This is a genomic window from Calditrichia bacterium, assembly GCA_020634975.1.
GTDB lineage: Bacteria > Calditrichota > Calditrichia > RBG-13-44-9 > J075 > JACKAQ01.
On record JACKAQ010000001.1, the window covers coordinates 3,217,926 to 3,243,600 of the forward strand.

Consider the following 25,675-nt stretch of genomic DNA (forward strand, 5'->3'; position numbering starts at 1 on the left):
GTTCTATGCAACTACGTAACAGATTTTTGCAAGCCTTGTTGGTCATGTTCTGCATGATGGGTGCTGTTTCTGCACAATCGGCTTTGAATATCACCAAACAAGGCAACTGGGGAAAAGGAGAGGGAGAAATTAAAGCCGTGTTTGCCGCAGGACCGGTAACTTATTACGGCGTTGGAAACAAGGTGCAGATCACCGCGTTTTCCGATCCGGCTAACCCGTTGAAACTGGCCAGCGTGGATGTTCCCGAACTGGTTGAGGATCTCGTTCGGACATCCATTTCCAGCAACCAATATCTGGTTGTGGCGAATGGCGAAAATTTATCCATCATAAATGTGCAAAACCCGACCTCGCCGAGTTTGGTTGGTAATGCTGCATTATCCAGCACTGCGGAAGGCGTGGCAACCAGCGGCAATTATGCCTACGTTGCTGCCGGCGGCGCAGGATTGCAAATTTATGATATCTCCAATCCCGCCAACCCGACCTGGGTTTCGGCAATTGATACGCTGTCCTGGGGCGAAGGCGTGGTGATTTCCCAGCCGTATTGTTATATGGCTCATGGCGGCAGAACCAGCATTATCGATATTTCCAATCCGGCGGCACCGGTGCTGGTCAGCCAGATCCCCTCATTCTCCGGCGGCTGGAATCAGGATGTCAACGTCCGCTCCGGCTATGCCTACATTTGCGAATACGATTTCGGGATTCAGGTAGTGAACGTTACCAATCCGGCCAGCCCGTCGCAGGCAAACTGGGTGGATACGGGCAATCGTACCGCGTTTATGGTTTTCGACGGTAATTACGGCTACGTCGCCAACGGCGATTCCGGGTTGCGGGTGCTGGATGTGTCCATCCCGTCTTCACCGGTTGAAGTTGGCATTTTGCCGACCAGCGACCGCGTGCGGAAAATCTGGTTTGGCGCCATCACCATCGGCGGAACGCCGACCGGTCACATTTATTGCGCGGCACAATCCGCGATGATAGCGGTAAACGTTTCGAATCCCGTGAGCATGACGGTTTCCGGACAGTTGACGGTTCAGCCGGCAGCCGACGGCACCGCATTCAGTACTTTTGTTGACGGGGATAAAGCATACGTTGCGTATGGCTCTGCGGGGTTGCGGATTTTGGATGTGTCCAATCCGGCGAATATCAGCGAACTTGGGCAATTCGACACACCCGGCGATGCCCGCGAAGTGGTTGTAAAAGATGACGTTGCGTTTATCGCCGATCGCGATGAAGGCGTGCGTGTGGTGGATGTATCCAATCCTGCTGCGCCGACAGAAATCACCAGCATCGCAACGCCGCGCGCCCGTGGCATCGCCATCAGCGGCAATTATGTGTATGTCGCTGCCAGCGATTCCGGCTTGGCGGTGATCGATGCAACCAACGCGTCCAGCCCGGTTTGGGTGGCGTCGTCATCCGCTTTTTACGGCGAAGGCGTTGCTGCTTTTGGCAATATTGCCGCCATCACCCGTTGGGATAATGTGCTGTTTTTCGACGTGACAAATCCCGCCGCCCCGGCTGCGAAAGGCGAAAGCGGTGGTCTGGCAAACGGAACCGCCGGACTTGCAGTAAACGGCAATTATTCCTATGTGCATGATTTTGATACACTTAGAATCTACGATTTATCCAATCTCGATGCACCGGTGGAAGTTGGCAAATCCTTTTCCGGTGGCAGTTGGGATGGCACCGCGTCCATCGACGGTAATTTTGCGTATCTGAATTGCGAAGAATACGGCTTGCGGGTGTTCGATATTTCGAATCCGGCAAATCCGACCGAAGTCGCCTATTTTGACGATGCGCCGATCGCCCGTGGCGTAACCGCGAAAAACGGTCTGGCATACGTCGCGGAACGTGCCGACGGTTTGACGATTTATCGTAACGAACTGGTTGTGGGCATCGCCGATGACGACCGCCAGATTGCCGAAAATTTCACACTCGAACAAAACTACCCGAACCCGTTCAACCCCGGCACGCGGATCAATTTCCAATTGGTCAAAAATACCAAAATTACGCTGGATGTGTTGAACACGCTCGGTCAAAAAGTTGCCACATTGGTTGAAGGCGTCCACTCCGCCGGTGATTATTCGGTGGATTTCAACGCCCAAAACCTGAGCAGCGGCGTATATTTTTATCGCCTGACTGCCGGCAACGTTTCCCAAACACGGAAAATGTTGTTACTGAAATAAGCTCCCCGACACTGGCAATATCCGGTCAAATTATTGGCCGGATCTGCCGGTGCAATAATGCAACCGGAATGTCCGGCGACCCTGAAAATTACGATTACGCATCCGCCGCGCCGGACGTTGCCGGTTTGATTTTTGTGATCATTTTTGAAATATTGCCGGTTGAGCAGGAGTCTCCTGCCTTCGCAGGAGTGACAAAAAATGTCATTCCCGCGAAGGCGGGAATCTCCCTGTAAAACTCACCGGATTCGATTCCGGTGGCTCAACCTTTTTTACACAAAAACAACACGTTGGAAAGATCATCGATTTGCATTTCTCACTACCCAAATTTGCGAAATTAATCCGGATGCCGTTGCTGACCGGCGCGATCGCCATATTTTTATGGCAAATTGCCGCAGCGCAGGAAATCGACAATTTCACCAAACTGGGGAATTTCGGGCGATTTGTTGCGCAAACGCCGGTGCAAACGCCCGCGCCGGATCTCAATTATTTGCTGTTCACCCCGGAAAATACCGAAGCGCAAATCGATGGCAAATTCCCGCTGATTGTTTCGCTGAGCGGCATCGGCGAACGCGGAAACGATCTCGAAATTCTCAAAAATGACGGGTTGCCCGCAAAACTGGACGGTTGGAACAGCTTCCCGATCATGGTAATTGCACCGCAATGCCCGCTGTCGACCGAGTGGTATTGGGATCGCACCGACACACTTATTCGCCGGATGATCGAAAACGTCATCGCTGAACATCCGGTTGACCCGGATCGCGTCTATCTCACCGGATACAGCATGGGCGGCATCGGCAGTTGGGATATGGCAGCACGCCATCCCGACCTTTTTGCCGGAGTAATTCCCATTGCCGCCCGGCGGGAGCCCGGCACCAGTTTTTGCAACATGCGGGATATTCCCGCATGGGCGTTCCACGGCGCAAACGATCCGGTGGTGCCGCTCACGGCCGGACGCGGCGCAATCAACGTGTTTCGTGCCTGCGGCGGGAACGCGCGGTTTACGGTTTATCCGGGTGTCGGGCATAATTCCTGGACGCAAACTTATGCAAATACAGATATTTACGAATGGCTGCTGAAACAAAATCGCCGCAAGGTGAATGCGGTTTTCGCTGCCGGAAATCTGGCGTTTTTCGGAATGGGAAACTCGCTGGTTGTCCAGCAATTTGATGATGCAGTGCAACTGCCGCAAACCATCGCCGAGTTGCAATTGCCGGAAGCGATTACGGATTTGCAATCCGTTGCCGGAAGCGATGTGCTCGCCGCCATCGGCGAAACTGCGTTGTTGCTGATCGACATCGCCAATCCGCAGCAACCCGCAGTAATTTCTGCGACCAGCCTGAGCGGCGCAAAGCAGATCGCGCTGCGCGGGCAAACCGCATTTCTCGCCGGTGAGAACGGACTGACCATTTTCGATATCAGCGATCCGGCGCAGCCGCAGCAACTCGCCGCCGTTGACACGCTCGGCACCTGTTTCGATGTGTTCGCGGATAGCCAGTTGGTTTGGCTCGCCGCCGGTGCAAAAAGCCATATTATCGATGCCAGCGATCCGGCAGCGCCGCAATACATCGGGGCAATCAGCGGGTTCGGCAGCAGCAATCGCGCCATCACCGTCGAAAACGGGTTCGCTTTTCTCGCCGATGAATTTACCGGCTTGCAGATTATCGACGTGCAGAATCCGGCGAATCCGGTGGGCGTTTCCGCTGTGCTCAGCGGCAACAAAATTTCGGAAATCCGCATCCGCGACAACCTCGGTTTTGTCGCCGCGGGCGATTCCGGGCTGAAAATAATCGAATTAAGCGATCCGGCACATCCGGCGGAAATCGCCGGTTGGCAATCTCCCGGTCGCTCAATCGGGTTATCTTTCGGGGAAATTTCCGCAAACGGGCAGCCCGCCGCGCATGTGTTTGTGGCGGATTTCAGCGCGGGCGTTCGGGCGGTGAACATCGCCGATCCGGCGAATCCGGCGGAAACCGCGTTTATTCAGGTTGCGCCGTCATCGGGCGGGAGCGTTTCGTTCGGGAAGGCGTATCGCTCGCAGGTGGAAAATGGCGTCGCGTATGTCGCGTATGGCTGGGAAGGGCTGAAAATTGTGGATGTCAGCCAGCCGCAGCAGCCATCGCTGATCGGCAAAAAAGATTCGCCCGGCGATGCCCGCGATGTGCGCGTACTCGGCGATATTGCTTATCTCGCGGACTGGGACGCGGGCGTTCGCGTGCTCGATATTTCCAATCCGCAGCAGCCGCAGGAAATCCGTTTTGTGAATACCGGACGCGCACGGCAACTGGCTGTAAAAAATGAATTTATCTACGTTGCTGCCAGCGACAGCGGACTGGTGCTGCTCGATATTTCCGATCCGCAGCAGCCCGAAAAATCTGCTGTTTTTTCGGCATATTTTGCCCGTTCGGTGGCGATTGACGGGAACATCGCTGCATTGGCGGATGACCATCGCGTGGTGTTTTTTGACGTATCCGATCCGGCTAATCCGCTGGAAACCGGCGCCACACCCGCGCTCGTTTCCGGTTGCGACGGGCTGGCGCTGAGCGGTACTGCCGCGTTCGTTCCCGATGGCGACACGCTGCGGATTTTCGATATCAGCAATCCGGCTGCGCCGCAGCAAATCAGCACAACTGCGCTCGGCGCAATCGCGTTTGACGCAACGGTTGCGCAACATTTTGTGTTCATCGCCGCCGGAAATGCCGGTTTGCGGGCGTTTGATGTGAGCAACCCGCATTCACCGACGGTGGCGGGTGTTTACAACGGCACACCTTTCGCTCGCGGCGTTGCCGTCGCGGAAAACCGGGTGTTCGTCGCGGAGGAGGCAGACGGACTCTCGATTTACCGTTTCGATGCGCTCACTGCGTTGCCGGACATCGCGCCGGTGCTGCCGGAAGTGGCTTCGCTGGCGCAGAATTACCCGAATCCCTTCAATCCGCGCACGGCGATCAGCTATCAGTTGCCAAATTTCAACGCTGTGAAATTGAGTATTTACAATACGTTGGGACAGGGAATCAAAACGCTGGTCGATGAAAAACAGGCGGCGGGCAGCTACACGGTTTCGTGGGACGGCACCAACGCATCCGGCACAGCCGTTGCCAGCGGCGTGTATATGTATCGCCTCCGCGCGGGCGATGCCGTGTCGGTCAAAAAAATGTTGCTGCTGCGATGAACAATTCCGGACGAAAAAAACAGTCCCGCGCTGCCGATGCCGAGCAGTTGAAATTGCTGCTGCCGGTGCTCATTCCGGTGCTCATTTTGTCGATTGTGCCGCTGTTGCGGGGCATTTATCTCGGTTTCACGGATTACCAACTCGGCAGCGAAATCCAGTTCAACGGCATCGACAATTACCTTTACATGCTGAAAGACCAGTATTTCTGGCGTTCGTTCAAGGTGGGATTTATCTGGACGATCACCGTGACGGGTGCGCAACTGGTGCTCGGTTTGCTGCTGGCGCTGCTGCTGAACACCCGGGTGCGCTTTTCCGGCGTGTACAGCCTGCTCATCCTCATTCCGTGGGCAATGCCGCCGGTGATTCGCGGGGTGGTCTGGAAACAAATGTTCGATCCCGATACCGGCGCGGTCAACGTGCTGCTGACCGGATTGGGCATCATTCACACGCCGATCAACTGGCTGACCAGCTACGAATTTGCCATTCCCGCGGTGATTGTCGCGGGCATCTGGGGCGAGTTGCCGAAAACCGCAGTGTTCCTGTTTGCCGGGCTGCAAACCATCCCGAAAACGCTGTATGAATCCGCCGAACTGGATGGCGCGGGTTCGTGGATGCGCTTCCGGCACATCACGCTGCCGCTGCTCAAACCGGTGCTGGCGATCGTGCTGTCGCTCAATTTTATCTGGAATTTCAACTCGTTCGGTCTGGTTTGGGTGCTCACACAGGGCGGTCCCGGCGGGTTGACCCGGCTGCCGATGCTCGCCGCATACGAGGAGGCGTTTCGCTACGGATTTGTGGGCTACGCCGCAGCCATCGGCAATGTGATGGTGGTGTTCATCATCGTGGCGCTGTTCTTTTATTTGCGCATCCAGTTCCGGGAACAGGTGGATACCGGAGGCATAGCATGAGCAAAAAAAACAACCGTTTACGAACAGCCGTTGTGCACCTTTCGCTGCTCCTTTTTGTAATTTATCTGGTTTTCCCGATGATCTGGATCGTCGTGACATCGCTGAAAACCACCCCGGAAATTTACTCGGGCGTGTTTTCGCTCATTCCCAAAACGCCGACGCTGGAACATTTTCAAACGATCATCGCCGAGGGGCAGATTTTCCGGAGCATGCTCAACAGCCTGTTCGCCGGCGTGATTGCCACGGTTTTGGTGGTGATCATCGCGATGCCTGCGGCGTATGCGCTGGTTCGTTACCAGTCGCTGCTCAACCGTTTTTTTATGGGATGGATTTTGACGTCGCAGATTTTTCCGGCAATTTTGATCATCGTGCCGCTGTATCTGGTGATCCGTTTTTTCCACCTGACCGACACGCTGCTGGGTCTGGCGCTGGTTTATGTGGTTTGGAGCCTGCCCTTTATTTTGTGGATGCTCTTTGGCTACATGAAAAATATTCCGGTGGAACTGGAAGAAGCCGCCGCCATCGACGGCGCATCGCGGTTGCAAATTGTTTACCTGATTTTGATGCCGGTGCTGCTTCCGGCGATCGGCGCATCCGCGCTGTTCGCGTTCATTTCGGCGTGGAACGAATTTTTCTTTGCGCTGGTGCTGCTGAAAAGTCCGGAAACAATCACGCTGCCGGTGGAACTGGCACGGCTGACCGGCATCGAAGGGCAGGCGCGAACCGGACCGCTGGCGGCGGCGAGCATCATCGCCACAGTGCCGTCCATCGTCCTGTTTTCACTGATGCGCAAATGGTTTTCCGCCGGTTTGCTGGCGGGTTCGATCAAATAAATTATTCCGTGCTTTTCTAAAAAATCATACAAAACGGTTCGCGCATGTGCGAACCCTACACGACTGTTGAAATAATGAATTGTAAAACGCACAAAATACTGTTTCTGCTGAATTTGACAGCGATGATTTTGCTGCTGATTTTCAGCGGCTGCGAATCCGCGAACGAACAGGACGATGCCGGAAAACCGCTGCGATTCGTCAGTCTGGCGTGGCAGGAGCAATCGGTTGCGGCGCACAAAGATATCGTTGAGCAGTGGAACACCGCGCATCCCGAAACGCCGGTGGAATATGTGCAGGGCACCTGGGGATCGATCCACGATTACCTGATCACCGCGTTCGAAACCGGCGATGTGCCCGATGTGTTCCATTACGAATCGTCCGTGATCGTCGATTTTGCCATCCGCGGATTTCTGGCGGACCTCGCGCCGATGGTTCCCGATGAATTGCGCAGCGACGTGCTGGATGTCGCGTGGGCATCCGTCGAACGGCCGGGCGGGCAGATCACCGGCATCCCGTTTTTGATGGAATCGTTTATAATTCTCTACAACAAAAAAATGTTTGCTGACGCCGGCATCACACCGCCAACTGCGGAAAACCCGTGGACAATTGCCGATCTGCAACGCGCAGCCACCGCACTCACGCAGGATACGGACGGTGACGGGCAAACCGACCAGTACGGCGCGGCAATGGGATTGCGTAATGCCGCGAACATCATCATGAATCTGTCGATCAGTTTTGGCGGCTCGTTTTTCCGCAAAAATGCGGGCGAATACAGCGTTGCAGTCGGCGATGGCGAGCGCGAATTGCTCCGCCTGATTTATGGCATGCTCTATCGCGATCGCTCGATGGCGCCCTCGAGCATCGGCAAAACCGGCTCCGCGATGATCCCCGGATTGTTCCAGGGTAACTACGCCATGCTGATCGGCATCGGCGCGTGGGCGCGGCAGCAACTCGCGGAAAATGCGCCGGAATCGTTCGAATGGGGCGTTTTTCTGCTGCCCAAAGCCGAATCGCAGAAAACCGGGATCAACACGCAAACGCTGAGCATCCCGGAAAAATCCCGGCGAAAAACCGACGCAATGGCATTTATCGAATATTTTGTGAATGCGGAAAACATGGCCCGCAACGCGCTCTGCGACTGGATGCTGCCCACCCGCGAATCCTGTTTGGCGATGCCCGAATTTCGCAACGGCGGCAACGGCTGGGATGTGGTCAGCACTTCCGCTGAGCTGCTTTCCACCGGCCCGTGGCTGGGCGCGCCCGGATATGTGGAGTGGAAAACCCGCGTCGCCAATCCCATTTTGCAGGAATTTTTCGCCAACCGCATCGATCTCGACGAAGCGGCGGAGCGACTGGAAACCGAAAGCAACTGGGTGTTGGCGCGCTACCAAATGAGGGGGGATCGCTGGTGAAACCGATAAACGAACATGCCCGCGGCTGCCTCGTCGGGCTGGCGGTCGGCGATGCGCTGGGCAGTCCGGCGGAAGGCAAAACGCCCGAACAGATCCGCGAACGCTGGGGACGCATCACGGATTTTTTATCCGACGAGCAGGGCGGAACGGACGATACAGAATACGCGCTGTTCAGCGCCAAGTTGTTGTTTTCATACGGACTTGAGTTATCGCCGGAAAAGATTGTCGATGCCTATCGCGCGGAGATCATTTCCGGCGACAACGCCTACAAAGGCGCGGGATTCAGCGAAATTTTATCGATCCGCAATCTCCAATCGGGATTGCAGCCACCGTTTTCAGGACAGCATTTGCACAGCTGGAGCGATGGTTTGGCGATGCGGGTTGCGCCATACGGCATCGTTGCGGCGGGAAAACCGGCGCTCGCAGCACAACTGGCGGGCATCGATGGTTGCGTCAGTCATGCCGGCGAAGGAATTTTCAGCGGGCAGGCGGTGGCAGCAGCCATCGCGACAGCCATCACCGGCGCAGCCGTGACCGATATCGTGGCGGCAGCGCTCGCGGTTATTCCGGAAAATTCCTGGACATTCCGCAGCATCGATCGCGCGGTGCGGATCGGCTGGCAAAGCCCGGATGTCTGGGCTTCGATTCCGCCGTTGTATGCTGCCATCGTTTGCCACCATTATTATTGGGCGGATATTGCGCCGGAAGCGGTAGGGCTGGCGTTCGGCTTGCTGGTGGCGGCGTCGGGAAATTTCACTGAAAGCGTACTCGGCGGCATCAACATCGGCAGGGATACGGACACGATTGCGGCAATTGCCGGGGCGATCACCGGCGCGCGCAGCGGATTCGCCGAAATTCCCAAAAAATGGCGCAAGCGTATCCGCTCCGCAAACGGCACCTGCATCAAAACTGTGCGGGGAATGGATTTGATGGAAACCGCGGACAAACTGGCGACACTGGCAAGCGAGTGGAGCGCATCATGAGCGAAATTAAAAAACGGGCGTTCCGGGCGATGACCGGACTGGCTATGGGCGACGCGGTCAGTTGGCCGGCGATGTTCCAGCGCAGCCATTTGCTCCCGCCGTGGACGCGGCGGATTCGGCGCGAAATGGATGCGGCGGCGGAAAACCAGCGAATTTCCCGCTTGCCGATGCCTTTTTCGCTGAACCAGTCTGCTGCCGGATTTGACATTGCACCCGCGATTCTCAGCGAATGGGCGGTGTTTGTCGCGCAGCGGCTGATCGCCGAAAATGGCAAACTGACGGCAGAAACCGTTCGCCGCGACTGGCTGAAACTGGCTAACGCCGATGGGGAAATTCTCGCGCCGGTGAGCGTCCGTTCGGCGATTTCGAATTTGCAAAAATCCGTTTTTCCACCGGCGAGCGGCCACGACAATCCCCATTATTTTGACGATGCGGCGCTGTGCCGGGTGCTGCCAATCGGCATCATTTGCGCGGGAAATCCGGAATTGGCCGCGGTGATGGCGGAAAATGAAGCGGCGGTCACCCATTCGGAGGACGGCATTTGGACGGCGAAAGCCTTTGCCGCAGCCGCGAGTATTGCCTGCGCCGGTGGCGATCCGGCAGCCGCCATCGATGCGGCAATCGCGCAGCTCCCGCAAAAAAGCTGGAGCCGCCGGATGGCTGAGCAGGCGTTGGCTATCGCGAAATCCGCCAATTCCATTTTCGAGATTCACCCGGAATTGAGCGCAACAATCATCAACCGGGAATACAGCTACGGCGGTGCGGCGCCGGAATCGCTGGCGCTCACGCTGGCGATTGTCGAAAAATGCGGCGGCGATGTGGCAGCGGGAATCGCAGCGGCGTGCACATTTGCCAAAACCGCGGAATCGGTGCCCGCGCTCACCGGCGCACTCTGCGGCGCGCTCGCCACGGACGATTTTCTCTCCGAAAACTGGCGCAAACGGCTGGCGCAATTGAAGGGCATCAGCCTGCCAAATCTCGCCGGCGCGGATTATTTGGCTATCTGCACATCGATTTCGGAAATGGCGGATCGAAAAGAATAATACTAAAATTAGATTCCTGCCTTCGCAGGAATGACAATATTTGCAGTGATTGGGTCACTCCTGCGAAGGCAGGAGTCTCATTGCGAATAAATTTAATTTGCTAAACGAATGACAAAAAAACATGAAAATCAGTTGGATCAGCCCGGAAGATTTGCTCACCCACGAATTGCGGCAACGCAGCGAGGAAGGTTTGGATGTCCGCGAATTTGGTCGGCGCTGGGAAACCATCCGGGAATCCGGTGAAACCGCCGATGCGATCCGCGATGCGGCGCGAAAGCTGCACAACGAGCTGCAATTGCTATCGCCGCCGGATGAATTGTTGAAAAACGAACCGTCGGAGTTGCCGGCAATCCGGGCTGCCCGCCCGGAAAATCCGCTGCGGCTACCCGCTGCCAATCGCGCCGAAAGTGCGTTGGTCGATCGCATTTCCGGCGGCTGGCTCGGTCGCTCTGCGGGCTGTTTGCTCGGCAAACCGGTCGAAAAAACGCCGCGCGCAGGCATCCGAGAAATGCTGGTTGCCAGCGGCAACTGGCCGCTTTCGGACTACATCACCGCGAAGGGTGTGCCGGATCATCTGCTCAAAAAATATCCCTGGAATCGCCACAGCGGACGGGAATCATTGCGGGAAAACATCGTCTGCATGACCGAAGACGACGATATGAATTACCCGATGATCAACCTTTCCGTGCTGGAAACCGCCGGTGCAAATTTCCGGACGGAGGATATCGCGGAGGCATGGCTGTCGCTGATGCCGGTGTTGCGCAGTTTTACTGCGGAGCGCATCGCTTACATTAACTGTCTGCAACTGATCGATCCGCCGGAAACGGCGCGGGTCAACAATCCGTTTCGCGAGTGGATCGGTGCGCAAATCCGTGCGGATGTTTGGGGATGGATTTCACCCGGAAATCCTGGAAATGCGGCGGCGCTGGCCTGGCGCGATGCACGGCTAAGTCATGTGCAAAACGGTATTTACGGCGAGATGTTTTTCGCAGCGGTGATTGCAGCGGCGTTTGCCTGCAACGATCCGGCGGAACTGCTGCAGCACGGATTGAACCAGATTCCCGCAAATTCCCGGCTGGCGGAAGCGATCCGTTTTGTGCTACAACTGCCATCGCGCGAGCCGGATTTCGAAGCCGCGGTTGACCGGATTTATGAGCGATTCGGCGACTTTCACTGGGTTCACACGATTAACAATGCAGCGCTGGTTGCGGCGGCGCTGTTGTTCAGCAACGGCGATTTTGAAACCGCGATCTGCAACGTGGTGATGGGTGGTTGGGACACGGACAGCAATGGCGCCACAGTCGGCTCGATTATGGGAACGATGCTCGGCGAGCAACGCCTGCCCGCCAAATGGATCGATCCGCTGAACGACCGCATCCGCAGCAGTTTGCGCGGATTCGACAACAGCTCGATCCGTGAACTGGCGCGGCGGACGTATCGGTTAGTGTTATAGTGTCCGGGTGTTTTGGTGTTATAGTTTAGATATTGTTTTTTCTAAATTTAAGCATCAAATCGAAACCACAACACGTTAACACATAAACATTTGAACACTCAAAAAAGGAATGAACTTGCAATGATCAGCAAATCAGAATTACTGAAAAATAAAGCGCTTTGCCGCGACCGCGCGATTGGCAGTCTGGTGGGATTGGCGATTGGCGATTCCTTCGGCGATGCCGCGCGCACGCCGGAAAACCACTTTATGTTCGGCATTACGATGGATTTTCAGGACGGCAAAACCTGGTCCACCGATGACACGGAATTTGCGCTGCTCACCGCCAACACGCTCATCGAATCCGGCGGCGAACTGACGCCGGAACACGTGCTTTCCGCATGGAAAAATCATGTACTCGTGCAAAGCGAATTCCCGCGCGGCGGCGCCAGCGAACGGGAAGCGGCGCTGAACATCAAACGCGGATTGCTGCCGCCGGAAACGGGGCGATTCAATTCTTACAACATCAGCGACGGCGCGGCGATGCGCGTTGGCCCGATCGGGATTGTCAACGCCGGTGATCCGGCACGTGCCCGCCAGCAGGCGGAAATCGATGCGCAAATCAGTCACTGGCGCGATGGCATCTGGGGCGCGCAGGCGGTTGCGGCGGCGGTTGCCACGGCGATGGCCGACGGCACCGTCGATGAAATTGTGGCTGCCGCAGTTGATGCCGCACCGGCGGATTCCTGGTTGCGCCACACGCTGGAAAAATCGCTGGCGATTGTCGATGGCGCGGCATCGCTGGAAGAAGCGTGGATGCCGTTGCATCACGCGCTGGTCACCGAATACAAAGCCGCGGTGCCGGAAGCGGTCAGCGAGGCGATTTGCGTGTTCAAACTCACCGGCGGCGATTTCCGGAAAGGCATCATTTACGGCAGCAATTTCGGGCGTGATTCCGACACGATTGCCGCAATCGTCGGGGCAATCAGCGGTGCAAAATGCGGACTTTCGGGCATTCCGCCGGCGTGGGCGGAAAAATGCCGCTATCCATCCGGTACCTGCCTCGCCTTCACCAAAGGGTTGGATATATTTGATTTAGGGCAAAAACTTTCAGATTTGATTGGGTAAGTTTAGGAAGTGTTTGAGTAACAGGGTAAAAATCGGGTTTGTTATCTAAAACACTAAAAACACTTTTCACAACCCAAATATTTTCATCGATTTAAGCGTAAAAACAGACACAGGTGAAAAAATGGCAGAACATCTACTGATTCAACTGGCGCTGCTCGCGGTGGGACTGTATCTGCTGTGGGGCGGGGCGGAATTGCTGGTCAAATATTCGGTGCAGGTGGCCAGCTCGTTTGGCATCAGTCCGTTGATCATCGGGTTAACCGTCGTTTCCATCGGCACATCGCTGCCGGAGCTGTTCGTGAGTACGGTTGCCGCCATCGAAAATGAAATCGGTATTTCCATCGGCAATATTCTGGGCAGCAACATCGCCAATCTCGGGCTGATTTTGGGGCTCGGTGCACTGATTTATCCGTTGCCGGTGCAAAAAACCTGGCTTCGCCGCGAAGTGCCGTTCATGATTCTGGTAACGCTGGTTTTCGTGGGCTGCGCAATCACGGGATTTCAGATCGGCTGGGCCGAAGGCGTTTTGCTGCTGTTGTTGTTTGCGCTATTTGTCAGTTACATCCTCCGCTATTCACTGAGAGAAATGGCGGAATTTGAGGAATTGCAAAAAGCCCACAGCGATGCAAAATCACAATCGCCGCGCGTCATCCACTGGCTGCTGATTGCCGTTGGCATCGCGATTCTGGTCGGCGGCTCGAAACTGACGGTTTTCGCGGCGGTGCGGCTGGCCGAAAAGCTGGATGTGAACAACACGATTATCGGGCTCACGCTGATTGCGCTGGGCACCTCGCTGCCGGAACTGGCGACCACGCTCGTCAGCGCCGCCAAAAAAGAGGTTGATCTGGCGATCGGCAATATCATCGGGAGCAACATTTTTAACCTGGTGCTGGTCGGCGGGATCACCGCGTTTATTCGTCCGGTAGAAGTGGACCACACCATGCTGTTTTTGGAAATTCCAATCCTTGTTTTTATTACACTTATCGTTTGGCCGATCATGCGTACGGACTGGCGGATAATTCGCGGCGAAGGCTTTTCGCTGCTGCTGGTTTACATCCTGTTTATCACTTTTTCCGCCGGAATTTTGTAACATCGCGGTATTAAAACAGAAAAAAATGAACCGCAGAGAACGCGGAGAGCACAGAGAAAGCGAATGTTTTTCATCAGCAATCTCTGCGAATTCAGCGCCCTCTGCGTTTAAAAAAACGAAAAATTATGGCAAGATTACACGAATTTCAGGGTAAGGCGTTGCTCCGGCAAATGGGCATCACGGTGCCAAAAGAGGCGGTAGTCACCAGCGCTGAAGCCGCAGCGGATGCCGTCGCAATCATTGGCGGCGAAACGGTGCTGAAAGCGCAAGCCTGGACAACCGCCCGTTTCAAACAGGGATTGATCCGCTTTGCCACAACCGCTGCGGATGCGACGGCAATCACCCGCGAACTGCTCGCGCGGCAGATCAGCGGCTATCCCGTTACCCATGTGCTGGTCGAGGAAAAAATCGACATCGCGGAAGAATATTTCGCCAGCCTGATCATCAGCGATACGGAAAGTGCGCCGGTGCTCATTTTCAGTGCGACCGGCGGCAGCGGCGTGGAGGAAATCGTGCGGGAGCACCCGGACAAAGTGGCGTATTTTACCATCGATGTGCGCAACGGCATCCGCGATTTTGAGGCGCGCAACCTCGTCCGGCGAACCGGCATCCACGGCAAAGCGCAGCAGGCGATTGCCGGAATTCTGGTGAAATTGTGGCAAACCGCCCGGAAATTTGAGGCACGATCGCTGGAAATTAATCCACTCGTGAAAACCCGCGACGGGCGATTTCTGGCGGCAGACTGCCGCATCACCATCGACGATTACGCGGTGTATCGCCACCCGGAGCTGGGCATCGAGATCGCCCGGGAGCTGAATCACCCGCCCACCGATCTGGAAAAAATCGCCTATAAAATTGAAAAAGATGACTATCGTGGCACGTTTTATTTTATCCAGATGGCTACCAATTTTGAGAAAACCGATCGCTACGTCGGGTTTCACGGCGCGGGCGGCGGCGGCTCGATGATGGGCATGGATGCGTTGCAGCGCAACGGTTACAGGGTCGCGAACTTTTGCGATACTTCGGGAAATCCCCCGGCATCGAAAGTGTATCGCGCCGCGAAGATTATTTTATCGCAGAAAAATATCGCCGGTTATTTCGGCTCCGGTTCGGGCGTCGCATCGCAGGAGCAATTCCACTCCGCCCGCGGACTGGTGAAAGCTTTTCGCGAAGTGTGGCTGGCCATTCCGGCAGTGATCCGGCTCGGCGGCAATTCGGAAGATCTCGCCGTGAAAATCCTCACCGAATACACCCGCGATCTGCCCGCGCCGATCGAGGGCTACAAAAAGGACGATCCGGTAGAATTTTGCGTCGAACGGCTGGACGCGCTGATCCGCGAATCGCACATTGCGCCGCAGCCGCGACCGGTGCAGCCAACGCCATCGCAACATACGTATTCGTTCGAAACGCCCACCGGCGACATTACATTTGATCACGATGCCTGCCTCAATTGCGAAACGCATATTTGCGTGGAAACTTGCGTGCCGCAAATCCTGAAGCTGGATAACGGCAAACCGGTGCTGAATATTTCCCGGGAAGATGCGCGCAACGGCAAATGCATCGAATGCCTCGCGTGCGAGGTGGAATGCCATTTTCGCGGCAATAAAGGCGGTCGCATTAATTTGCCGATTGAGGGACTGGACGACCGGAAGGGAGGTGCGAATGGCAATCCTGATTGACGGACAGCAAACCGTGATCGTGCAGGGCATCACCGGACGGGAAGGCGAGGTGCGCACCCGGTTGATGCTCGATTACGGCACCCGGATCGCCGGCGGCGTAACACCCGGCAGGGGCGGCCAAACCGTGCACGGACTGCCGGTTTTCGATACGGTTCTTGAAGCCGTAGAAATATTTGAAAATATTGACGTTAGCGTCATTTTTGTCCCCGCGCCGCTGGTGAAAGACGCCGCGCTGGAAGCGTTCGACGCGGGCATCAAACTGGCGGTGCTGGTGCCGGATCGTGTGCCGGTTTACGACGTGCTGGAAATTTCCCGCTACGCCCGGGAATGCGGCGCCAATTTTTTGGGACCCAACACGCTCGGCGTGCTCAGCCCCGGAAAAGGCGTGCTCGGCATGATGGGCGGTCGGGCGGAATCCGCCAAAAACTGGTTCAAACCGGGAAATGTGGGCATCACCTCCCGTTCCGGAGGGATGACCTCGTCGCTGGCGTATTACCTCAGCCAGTCGGGCATCGGGTTGAGCACGCTGGTGCACGTTGGCGGCGATTCCGTGGTGGGTTTGCCCCATCCGGAAACTGTCAAAATGTTCGAAGCGGATCCGCAAACCGATGCAATTGTGGTGTTCGGCGAAATCGGCACATCGCAGGAAGAAGGCGTGGCGGAACTGATCGCGCAGGGCAAGGTGCGCAAACCGGTCATCGCGTATATCGGCGGGCAGGCTGCCCAAAAAGGCGTGCGGTTTTCCCACGCCGGCGCTATCATCGAGGGCGAAAACGGCACCTACGAAAACAAGGTGCAACGACTGACAACCGCCGGGGCAACCGTTGTGGCGCATTTTCAGGATATCCCCAAAGCTGTTCTGTCCGCCATCGCATTACGGAAATCGCAGGGGAATGCGATTAAATAACCGATGTTACGCAGAAACTGTTTTGCCACAGAGACACGGAGAATCACAGAGAAATATTACAGTAACCATTTTTATAGTAAATGCTCGTTTTATATGACAATACCTTTTCTTCTCAAAACCGTTTTTAGATTTTTAAAGAATCTCTGTGTCGCTCTGTGTCTCAGTGGCGAAAATGCGTAACGTCATTAAATAAACAATGTTACGCAATTGAAGATTACGGCTCGCATAATTGCGTTTCGCGTTCTCTGCGGCAAAAAATGAAAACCGGAGTAAAAATGAAACCCCAAACCTGGCAAACGAACATCACCCGAATTCGCGAAAATGAAATTTTGGTGAAGGGCTATCCCATCGAAGATTTGATGGGGCAGCGCAGCTTCGCGGAAACGTTTTACCTGCTGATCAAGGGCGAGCTGCCGACGCGGAACATCGCGCGGGTGCTGGACGCGATCCTCATTTCCAGCGTTGATCACGGCGTGACGCCGCCCTCCTGCCAGACCGCAATTTTGTCCGCATCCACCGGCGCTGCGCTGAACGGTGCGCTGGCAGCGGGCATTTTGTCGATTAACGAATTTCACGGCGGCGCGATTGCGGACAGCATGAGATTGCTGAAATCTGCCATAAATCTAATGAAAACAACATCGATGAGCGTGCCGGATGCGGCTGCAGCGATCGTCGATGACCATCTCACCCATCGCAAAAAATTGATGGGCTACGGGCATCGCGTGCACAGCAACGATCCGCGAACCCAAAAATTGTTCGACATTGCCACAGAAAACGGCGTCGCCAACGTGCACGTGGAAATGTGCCTCGCCATTCGCGATGCGCTGCAGGAACGCGGCAAATCGCTGCCCGTCAACGTGGATGCGGCCATCGCTGCGCTGCTCTGCGAGCTGGATTTTCCCGAAACACTGGCAAACGCGTTTTTCATCATTTCCCGGCTGCCCGGGCTGGTTGCCCATATTCTGGAGGAAAAAAGCCGCTACAAACCGATGCGGAAAATCGATTTCGCAATGGCGGAATATGACGGTCCGGAAAAACGCCAAATTCCCGATACGGAGGAATAACATGCAACTGCGATGGCTGATTGTTTTGCTCGCGATTTGCAGCAATTTGCTGGCAAATCCCGGTTCCACCCAAACGGTGGATTTTCACTCGGCAACGCTGGATCGCGACTGGCGATACAAAATTTATTTGCCCGAAGATTATGATTCTACTGAGCTTAGCTATCCGGTAATTTATCTGCTGCACGGCAGCGGCGGCGATGAAAACGCGTGGGACCCGGTTTTCCCGCTGCTCGATTCGCTGATTGCAGCGGAAATCATCCCACCGGTGATTGCGGTTGCGCCGGCGAGCGGCACAAGCTGGTGGACGGACGGAAAAGAGCCGTTCGAAACGGCATTTTTTGCAGATTTACAGCCGGATGCGGAACAGCGATTTCGCATTTCGAGCGAACGCAGCGGGCGAATGGTGGCGGGATATTCAATGGGCGGATACAGCGCGTTGCGCTATGCGCTGGCGCATCCGCAGATGTTCGCTGCCGCAACTATTTTGAGCCCGGCGCTTTATTCGCAACAGCCGCCGCCGGAATCCAGCGCGCGAACCAGCGGTGCATTCGGCACGCCGTTTGACTCATCGCTGTGGGAAAATTGGAATTATCCGGCAGTGCTAACTACATATCTGGCACAGGACTTACGGGTGCCGATTTATATCGCCTGCGGCGATGACGACTGGAATCACCCGGAAGGATTTGAATACAATATGGAGCAACAATCCGTGCTGCTGTATGGCATTTTGAACCGGAAAAGCGGCAGCCCGGCGGAATTGCGCATCGTCAACGGCGGGCACAACTGGAAGCTTTGGAAACCCCAATTTATCAACGGATTGAAATATATGCTGCAATCTATCCGCTGATATTTTCTATTAATAAATACTCCGAAATTCATCGAAAAAACGCTCATTGGTCGTATTGTTGAATGGAATTTTATGCACAATGTCGATACTATATTTCTATTTTTTGATTAAAAACAGCAAAATTCTTTGTAAATATGTATTGTTGACAATTATCACAGCGCCAATTTATGGCGATATGTAAAATATGCAATCTTTTTTACACAGCTGTATCTGTACCTAATTTACCTATTGCAACACAACTAAAGGAGTCATTTTATGCGCAGTGTTAAAGGATTAATTGTTGCAGTTTTAATGTTGTTTGGTGTTTCATCTTTATACGCACAGGGCGGATTTCAATCGGTAGTTGTGTCCGGTAACCTTGCGATTCCATTCGGCGATTTCAGTGATGGCGCCGGTGTTGGGTTTGGTGGTACTGTTACCGGTATTTATTCTTACACGCCTCAAATTGCTTTCACCGGAACGGCCGGTTATTTGATGTTTGGTTCGAAATCGGCAGGAACGACTGGCAATAGTGTAGATGTCAGCACATCTGCGATTCCCATTATGGCAGGTGCCCGCTATTTTCTGCAGCCTGGCGGAGAAGGGCCACAAATTTTTGTCGGCGGCGAAATCGGATTTCATATTTACAGCGTAAGCGCTGAAACCGAATTTACAAATCCGTTTACCGGTGAAACCGAAAAACAAGATGCTTCCGACAGCAGCACAGAATTTGCATTTGCACCGATGGCCGGTGTTCAAATGGGAAATCTCGATCTCGCAGCATTGATCGTTTTCTCCGATGCCAACTATTTTGGCGCCCGCGTCGGATACACAATCCCGATTGGAAAATAAGCGTAGAAAATTATCTGTAATTCCCCGAAGCCCGGTATTTTGCCGGGCTTTTTTTTGCTTGAATTCAGCTTTTCCGAAGCAAAATGAAATATATTTCGTAAACCAGATTGTCCAATATTTGGGGTTGGAATAATGGTAGCAAATGCCCAAAAAGACATCGTAAAATTGCCGTTTGGTGTATGATATTATATCTTCAAAAAATCAATCAACGGGAATACGGGTTGTCTGCATCGGAGGGCGGAAGCGACCGGAATATCAGCGAAGCTTTGCTCAAGGATTTGGTGAAAGCACCGGAAATCACCATCGTTTTTCCACCTGAGCTGACCGAAGCCGAAGCGCGGAATATCTTCATTTCGCTGATTGATGCGCAGGTGAAAAAGCATCGCCGCTGGATGCTGGCCAACGGTGCGCTACTGCCATTCAGCATTCCGCTGACGATCATTCCGGGTCCGAATGTGGTGTTATTTTACATCGCTTGGCGGGCATTTTCGCATTACAAATCGCAAAAAGGCGGACAAAAAGCACTCAGCGAAATGCCGCTGAAATTCGTTCCCGGAAGCTCCGGAAAATAACCGGTTGCACTTCATCTGTAATAATTTTCCCCACAATAAAAATCCCGCCACATTTCATGTCAACCGTTTCCGGTAAAAAGCCAATTATGGTTGATCTTTTTGGAAAGATCGCTAAATTGAGCCACGTTGTGTTACACAAGGGAAACGGGAATAAACGCTGTCGCATTGTGAACATCGCCGGAAAAATCGACCGAAATGACGAATATCCTCACGCTTGTTTTCGAAATCTATGGTATTGCTTTTATTGGATTTATCGTAGTTAAGCTGCGCTGGTTCAGTCTTGCTGCAACGGACGGACTGATCAAATTTGTATTCAACATCAGTATTCCGGCGCTCATGTTCCGTTCGCTGTCGCAGATGGAATTGCCGGAAGTGCTGCCGGTGAAACTGATTGCATCGTATTACATCGCCGTACTCGGTGTGCTGTTCACCGGGATGGGCGTTTCGCGATTCCTGTTCAAATATCCCAACGGAAAGCAGGTGATTTTCACTTACGGCGGCAGTTTTTCCAATACGGTGTTGCTCGGTGTGCCGATCATCATCAGCTCGCTCGGCGATGAGAGTGCGTTTCCGCTGTTTTTGCTGATCAGCTTTCACGGCGTCAGCCTGCTTAGCACGATGACTATTTTTCTGGAAATGAGCAGCGCAGGCGGCGGCACATTTTGGGGATATGTGAAAACGGCGTTTGCGGGCGTGCTCAAAAACCCGATTATTTGGGGAATTGTGCTCGGTGTGCTGTTCAATTTAACCGGCACCGGTTATCCCGTCGCGGTGGACGAAATGCTCAAAATGATCGCCCAGACCGCCATTCCCTGCTCGCTGTTCAGCTTCGGCGCGATGCTCTCCGGCTACAAAATTGCCGGGGAAGTAGGTGCGTCGCTGGCGATTTCTGCTATCAAAAATCTTTTGCACCCCGCTCTGGTTTGGTTGCTGGCGACCCGCGTTTTCGGCATCCCGCTGTTGTGGGCGCAAACAGCCACATTGCTCGCTGCGATGCCCACCGGATTCAATATTTTTCTGTTTGCTCACCGCTATCAGCAGGCTATAGAAATGTCCACAACCGCGATTTCCATCTCCACAATTATCTCCATTTTTACGGTTTCACTCCTCATTTTTTGGTTCGGCATTTAATCACTCCCGGAATTTATTGAGAAAAATAACTCCGATCCCTGCTCTTGCATGGAAAGGAGCAAATTTGAAGGGATTCAGTGGTTCAATAAATTTTTTGTTCAAGGGAGACAATCATGTCGAAACTCAATGTGAATACCGCCACGGTAAAAGAGCTGGCGGCATTGCAGGGAATCGGTCCCAGCCTTGCACGCCGGATAGTGGAATATCGCGAAACTGTGGGCCCATTTCGCACGATATATGAAATTGCCGCTGTAAAAGGCGTTTCCGAAGCGTTAATTACCCGCATTCGCCATTTGATAACGGTTGATCCGGGATCGCCCGGCAGTAACACCGGCAACTTTATCCTGAGTGTCCGGATGAAAAGCGATGGTGTCGATCCGCAGCAATATGAAGATCACAGTATTTCTGTGAAATATGTGCGAATCGAAACCATTTCCGATCCGGAAGGAAATGTCACCTATCTCAGCATTCCGGAAGAATCCGTCAAAAAAGTGGATGATGACGCCAAAGCCGTTTTCGAGCTGCCCAAAAAAGACGATCTGGAGGGCGAAGTGCTCATCAGCGCACTCGCACCGGACGGCGAATTGCTGAAAGATAAAACTTTCACCGCAGCGGATTTGCCGGAAGAAGTTTCCATCAACGTAAAACCGCGCGATTATTTTGCGGTCGAACCGAATGAAGATCCCAATTTCGGGAAATCCGCGCGATTGCGCGGACGCGTTATCGAGGCGCTCGACCGGCAGGAAATTGAATTTACGCAAGTGGTTATCTGGGGCGCGACCAAAGATGAGCCGCAGGAACAGGATTTCCGGGCGCTGATCGTCGCGGATACCGACGACAAAGGCTACTTTTCCGGTCCGCTGCCGCGCGGCGTGTTCACCGCTGCTTACGGCGTTGTTGCCGTTGGCGACGGTGTGACCGTTCCCATCCATTTGCTGGATGACCAAACGTTCCCGGAAAATGTGATTTTGGTGGTTAATCTCGACGATGTGCCGTTGCCCGCACCCGAAGAAGAGGACGATTGCGAATGCCACAAAAAACCGCCGGCAGTCCCGCGCGATCCCGATTCCGCAGATCTTTCTCGCGCCGATGGCACTTACAGCCAGGATTTGGGCAAGGGCGGCTGCATCGATTTTACCCGACCGGATCGCACGCTGGATGAATTCACCTATTCGTATGTGGTGCGCACGACCGAGCCGAGCATCAAAGGGATGACGCTCGAAGAACCGGACAAAATTTCCGCAAATCTGCTGCTCAATTTGCTGCCGGCACAATTTACAACGGCTGCTTTCGCAGAAAAAAATGAAGCGTCAACGGCTGCCCGCATTGTAACGAATCAGGCAAAAACCGGGTTACCGGTGGAAAAAATCGACGCCAAAATTTTGCGAACGCTCGCCAACGATCCCGATGGGTTTTCGCTGACCAAACTGACCACCGCCGCAAACCGCACGCTTCATGCGGATATTCTGCGACTGGTGGGCAAACACCTGCGTTTCGCTCCGCAGCGCACCCGCCTCGATTGCAAAAATGCCGTCGATTGGGATGACGAACCAACGATTTATCAAGCCTGCACCATCGCGCACGGACATGTGCTGCGTTTCAAACAGGAGTGGATTGCCGATGGCTATTCGCTCGGCAATTTGTTGCACAGCATTCCGCTGGCACCGGGACAGAAAAAGCAGATCGCGATTGTCGATTGGGAACGCCGCGAATCCGCCGCAAGGCAGGAATCGTTGAGCGAAAGCGAGCAGTTGGACGCGTTCATCAGCCGCGACCGCGATATTCACGAAATCGTCAACGCAACTGTGGCGGAAAGCACGCGCGGCGGCTCGTCCGCCAAAACCGGATCGTTCGGCGGCGGCATCGGCATCGGCGCTATTTTGGGGCCGGTCGGCGGGCTTTTGGGCATCGGCGGCGGTTCCAGCAAAGCGAGTTCGTCCGCGTGGCAAAATTCATCCCGCAAAACTGCGGCGGACAGCCTGCAAATGCTCCGCGACCGCACAATTCAGGGCGCATCGTCGATTCGCAATCAACGCTCGACCGTCGTGCAAACCGTTAGGCAGGGCGAGCGCGTGACCGCGCAAACTGAATCGCTGGCGAATTACAACCATTGCCACGCCATCACCATCCAGTATTTTGAAGTGCTGCGCCATTTGCTGGTGCGCCAACGCCTCACCGATGTGCAGGAATGCCTTTTCGTACCGTTGCTGATGACCCGTTTCAATCGCGACAAAGCCTTGCGCTGGCGAAACACATTGCAACGCAGCGTTTTCGGACGGCTCCGCACCGGTTTTGCAGCGCTGGAACGCATCGAAAATAATTATGTTGGCAGCGATTTGCCGGTTGGCACTTATGCGGATCAGACCATCGATAACATCGACGGCGACCTGTATTTGCGTTTCGAGCTCGCCCGCCCGAAAGATGTGGACGACGCGTTCCACGCCGCCAGTTGGGGATTTCTGAGCTTTTTGTTGCCGCATATCGATGCCAAACAATTTTACGATAACCATTTGAAAGAACAGAGTTTAAAGGATCAGATTTTCTTCCGCGAACTCGGTCCGCGCATTGCCGAACGGTTTGTGCAAAATCTGGATGTTTACGCGGTGGATAACAACAATGTGGAGCACCGGCTCAATCTCGATCCCACCCTCGTTTCCGATTTTGTGAACGACAGCCGGTTGTATGTCTCGCTGCGGATGAGCGACGCACTCTCGCCGATCGCCCGGAAAGATATCAAGTTCATCAAAATCAGCAATCGTTCGATCAGTCTCGGCGGGCTGCTGCTGTATAACGCGCTGCCGGCGAATTCCAAAGTGATTGTGGAATCGGGAAGCATGCGCTATCAAACCAAATATTCCAGCGATTATCTGTTCCGCAATTCCCGGATTTACAACGACTTAACCGCAAATGATGACGTCCGGATTTTCACGCCGCTCAACAGCCAGGAAATCCGCAATCCCCGCGAAGAGGATAAGGAATTGTCGCGGCAACTGCTCGATCATCTGAACGAGCATCTGGAATTTTATCACCACCGGATTTGGTGGGCGATGAGTGCGGATCGCCGTTACATGTTGCTGGACGGATTTATCGCGCCGAACAGCAGCAACAAAAGCGTGGCATCCGTGGTGGAAAATGAGCTGATCGGCATCGTCGGCAACAGCCTCATTTTACCGGTTTCGCGCGGTTATCACCTCGATCCGACCTTCAAACAGGATGTCGAAAATCCGATTGATTTGCTGGACCATTACGCGCCGAACACGCCCATCGAGCCAACGCGCATGGCAATCCCGACGCGCGGCGTTTACGCCGAAGCCGTGATGGGCGCCTGCAATTCCTGCGAATTCAAAGAGGAAGAACGGTTCTGGCGTTGGGAAGAATCGCCGATCCCGGATTCGCCTGCGGCGATCTCACCGGTCAGCACGGAATCGCGTCGCGCCGAAGCGCCGGACCTCACAGCGAAAGATTTCCCGGCATCGATCATCAACATGCAAACCGCACCGAACGCACCGGATCCGACCGGATTGGCCGCCGCGTTGCAGTTGATCGGTCAGCCGAATCTGTTCAAAGATATTACCGGATTGACCGGCAACCAGCAAAACGCCATCGCCGCGCTCAATTCCGCGATGGAAACCGCCAAATTCTTTGGCGGACAGGCGGCAAATCTGGCGATCCAGGGCAGAATGGCCCGCGATGTGGACAAAGCCATGCGCACCATTCAGTCTGCCAAACAGAACGGATTGATCAATGAAGAGCAGGCAAATGAATTGATGGCCAGCGCCATTCGCGGCATGATCGGCGGCGGCGCAGAGAAAAAAGACAAGCCGCTGACACAGGAACCGCAGGTGGAAAAAGCCATCAGCAACAGCACTCAGCGCGGTGAAAAAGTGAAAATCCAGCGCGGCAGTGAGTCTGTTGAGCTCGGCGAAAAAGAAAAAGGCGAAGGTTCGGAAAGTTTCGATTACAACGTTCCGGGCATTGTGCCGATTATCGCGCAGCCGTCCAACCTCACCTGCTGGGCAACCGTCGCAACCATGATGGTTAGTTGGAAAGACAGTGTATCCTACCCGATTACAGATGTTATGGATACTGCCGGTGCCATTTACCGCACCAAGTTCGATAACAACCAAGGATTGCTCGGCTCCGAAAAACCGGCGTTTCTGGCAGCGCTCGGATTAACCGGTGAAGCGCCGCAGAGCTATTCTGTTCAGGGATTCCGCAATCTGCTGGAAAGCGTTGGTCCGCTGTGGGCAACCACAGACGAACTGCCCGGCGACGGATTCGCGATTCACGCGCGGATTGTGACCGGCATGTTCGGAGACGGCACGCCGGAAAACACCTTCCTGCGCATCAACGATCCTGCTGGCGGTCGCCAATACAGCGAAACATTCCTGAAATTCATGCAAAAATTCGAAGAAGTTGCCGCGGGCGGATTGCGCGTCCAGATTGTGCACTTCTAACCCGATCTCGTT

At 54.4% G+C, this 25,675-nt stretch carries 19 protein-coding genes; all 19 read left to right on the top strand.

The window, feature by feature from the left end; all coding sequences use genetic code 11:
- Positions 1-5 precede the first annotated feature (5 nt).
- The 19 genes from H6629_12905 to H6629_12995 all read left to right on the top strand — a co-directional run bounded on the left by H6629_12905 (position 6) and on the right by H6629_12995 (position 25,663).
- On the top strand, positions 6-2,183 hold the full coding sequence (locus tag H6629_12905) for a T9SS type A sorting domain-containing protein (protein ID MCB9068693.1): 2,178 nt from the start codon (positions 6-8) through the stop codon (positions 2,181-2,183).
- 68 nt (positions 2,184-2,251) lie between these two features.
- Positions 2,252-2,416, top strand: coding sequence for a hypothetical protein (locus H6629_12910; GenBank protein MCB9068694.1), 165 nt, complete (start codon positions 2,252-2,254; stop codon positions 2,414-2,416).
- A gap of 110 nt (positions 2,417-2,526) precedes the next feature.
- Positions 2,527-5,349, top strand: coding sequence for a T9SS type A sorting domain-containing protein (locus tag H6629_12915; protein ID MCB9068695.1), 2,823 nt, complete (start codon positions 2,527-2,529; stop codon positions 5,347-5,349).
- Entirely contained in the window at positions 5,346-6,257 is a 912-nt protein-coding gene (locus H6629_12920) for a sugar ABC transporter permease (GenBank protein MCB9068696.1), read from the top strand. Before H6629_12915 ends, H6629_12920 begins: the two co-directional genes overlap by 4 nt.
- Complete coding sequence (locus H6629_12925) at positions 6,254-7,090, top strand: carbohydrate ABC transporter permease (protein ID MCB9068697.1); 837 nt, start codon at positions 6,254-6,256, stop codon at positions 7,088-7,090. The genes H6629_12920 and H6629_12925 overlap by 4 nt, the downstream gene beginning before the upstream one ends.
- A gap of 44 nt (positions 7,091-7,134) precedes the next feature.
- Positions 7,135-8,502, top strand: coding sequence for an extracellular solute-binding protein (locus H6629_12930; protein ID MCB9068698.1), 1,368 nt, complete (start codon positions 7,135-7,137; stop codon positions 8,500-8,502).
- Complete coding sequence (locus H6629_12935) at positions 8,496-9,485, top strand: ADP-ribosylglycohydrolase family protein (protein MCB9068699.1); 990 nt, start codon at positions 8,496-8,498, stop codon at positions 9,483-9,485. The genes H6629_12930 and H6629_12935 overlap by 7 nt, the downstream gene beginning before the upstream one ends.
- Complete coding sequence (locus H6629_12940; protein MCB9068700.1) at positions 9,482-10,528, top strand: ADP-ribosylglycohydrolase family protein; 1,047 nt, start codon at positions 9,482-9,484, stop codon at positions 10,526-10,528. Before H6629_12935 ends, H6629_12940 begins: the two co-directional genes overlap by 4 nt.
- Positions 10,529-10,649: 121 nt before the next feature.
- A complete protein-coding gene (locus H6629_12945) occupies positions 10,650-11,981 on the top strand; it encodes an ADP-ribosylglycohydrolase family protein (GenBank protein MCB9068701.1) in 1,332 nt (443 codons plus the stop codon).
- Positions 11,982-12,101: 120 nt separating this feature from the next.
- Positions 12,102-13,085, top strand: a complete 984-nt coding sequence (locus H6629_12950; protein MCB9068702.1) for an ADP-ribosylglycohydrolase family protein — start codon at positions 12,102-12,104, stop codon at positions 13,083-13,085.
- Positions 13,086-13,206: 121 nt separating this feature from the next.
- Complete coding sequence (locus H6629_12955) at positions 13,207-14,175, top strand: calcium/sodium antiporter (protein ID MCB9068703.1); 969 nt, start codon at positions 13,207-13,209, stop codon at positions 14,173-14,175.
- A gap of 125 nt (positions 14,176-14,300) precedes the next feature.
- Entirely contained in the window at positions 14,301-15,854 is a 1,554-nt protein-coding gene (locus H6629_12960) for an acetate--CoA ligase family protein (protein ID MCB9068704.1), read from the top strand.
- The gene (locus H6629_12965; GenBank protein MCB9068705.1) at positions 15,838-16,761 is read left to right on the top strand and encodes a succinate--CoA ligase subunit alpha; all 924 of its coding nucleotides are present in this window, start codon (positions 15,838-15,840) and stop codon (positions 16,759-16,761) included. The genes H6629_12960 and H6629_12965 overlap by 17 nt, the downstream gene beginning before the upstream one ends.
- Before the next feature lie 275 nt (positions 16,762-17,036).
- Complete coding sequence (locus H6629_12970) at positions 17,037-17,825, top strand: citryl-CoA lyase (protein MCB9068706.1); 789 nt, start codon at positions 17,037-17,039, stop codon at positions 17,823-17,825.
- 1 nt (position 17,826) lies between these two features.
- Positions 17,827-18,672 carry an esterase family protein gene (locus H6629_12975; GenBank protein ID MCB9068707.1) on the top strand — a complete coding sequence of 282 codons (846 nt, stop codon included), beginning with the start codon at positions 17,827-17,829 and terminating at the stop codon, positions 18,670-18,672.
- Between the two features lie 255 nt (positions 18,673-18,927).
- Positions 18,928-19,503 carry a hypothetical protein gene (locus H6629_12980; GenBank protein ID MCB9068708.1) on the top strand — a complete coding sequence of 192 codons (576 nt, stop codon included), beginning with the start codon at positions 18,928-18,930 and terminating at the stop codon, positions 19,501-19,503.
- 107 nt (positions 19,504-19,610) lie between these two features.
- Entirely contained in the window at positions 19,611-20,075 is a 465-nt protein-coding gene (locus tag H6629_12985; GenBank protein MCB9068709.1) for a hypothetical protein, read from the top strand.
- 195 nt (positions 20,076-20,270) lie between these two features.
- Positions 20,271-21,206 carry an AEC family transporter gene (locus H6629_12990; GenBank protein ID MCB9068710.1) on the top strand — a complete coding sequence of 312 codons (936 nt, stop codon included), beginning with the start codon at positions 20,271-20,273 and terminating at the stop codon, positions 21,204-21,206.
- 113 nt (positions 21,207-21,319) lie between these two features.
- A complete protein-coding gene (locus H6629_12995; protein ID MCB9068711.1) occupies positions 21,320-25,663 on the top strand; it encodes a helix-hairpin-helix domain-containing protein in 4,344 nt (1,447 codons plus the stop codon).
- Positions 25,664-25,675: the final 12 nt, after the last annotated feature.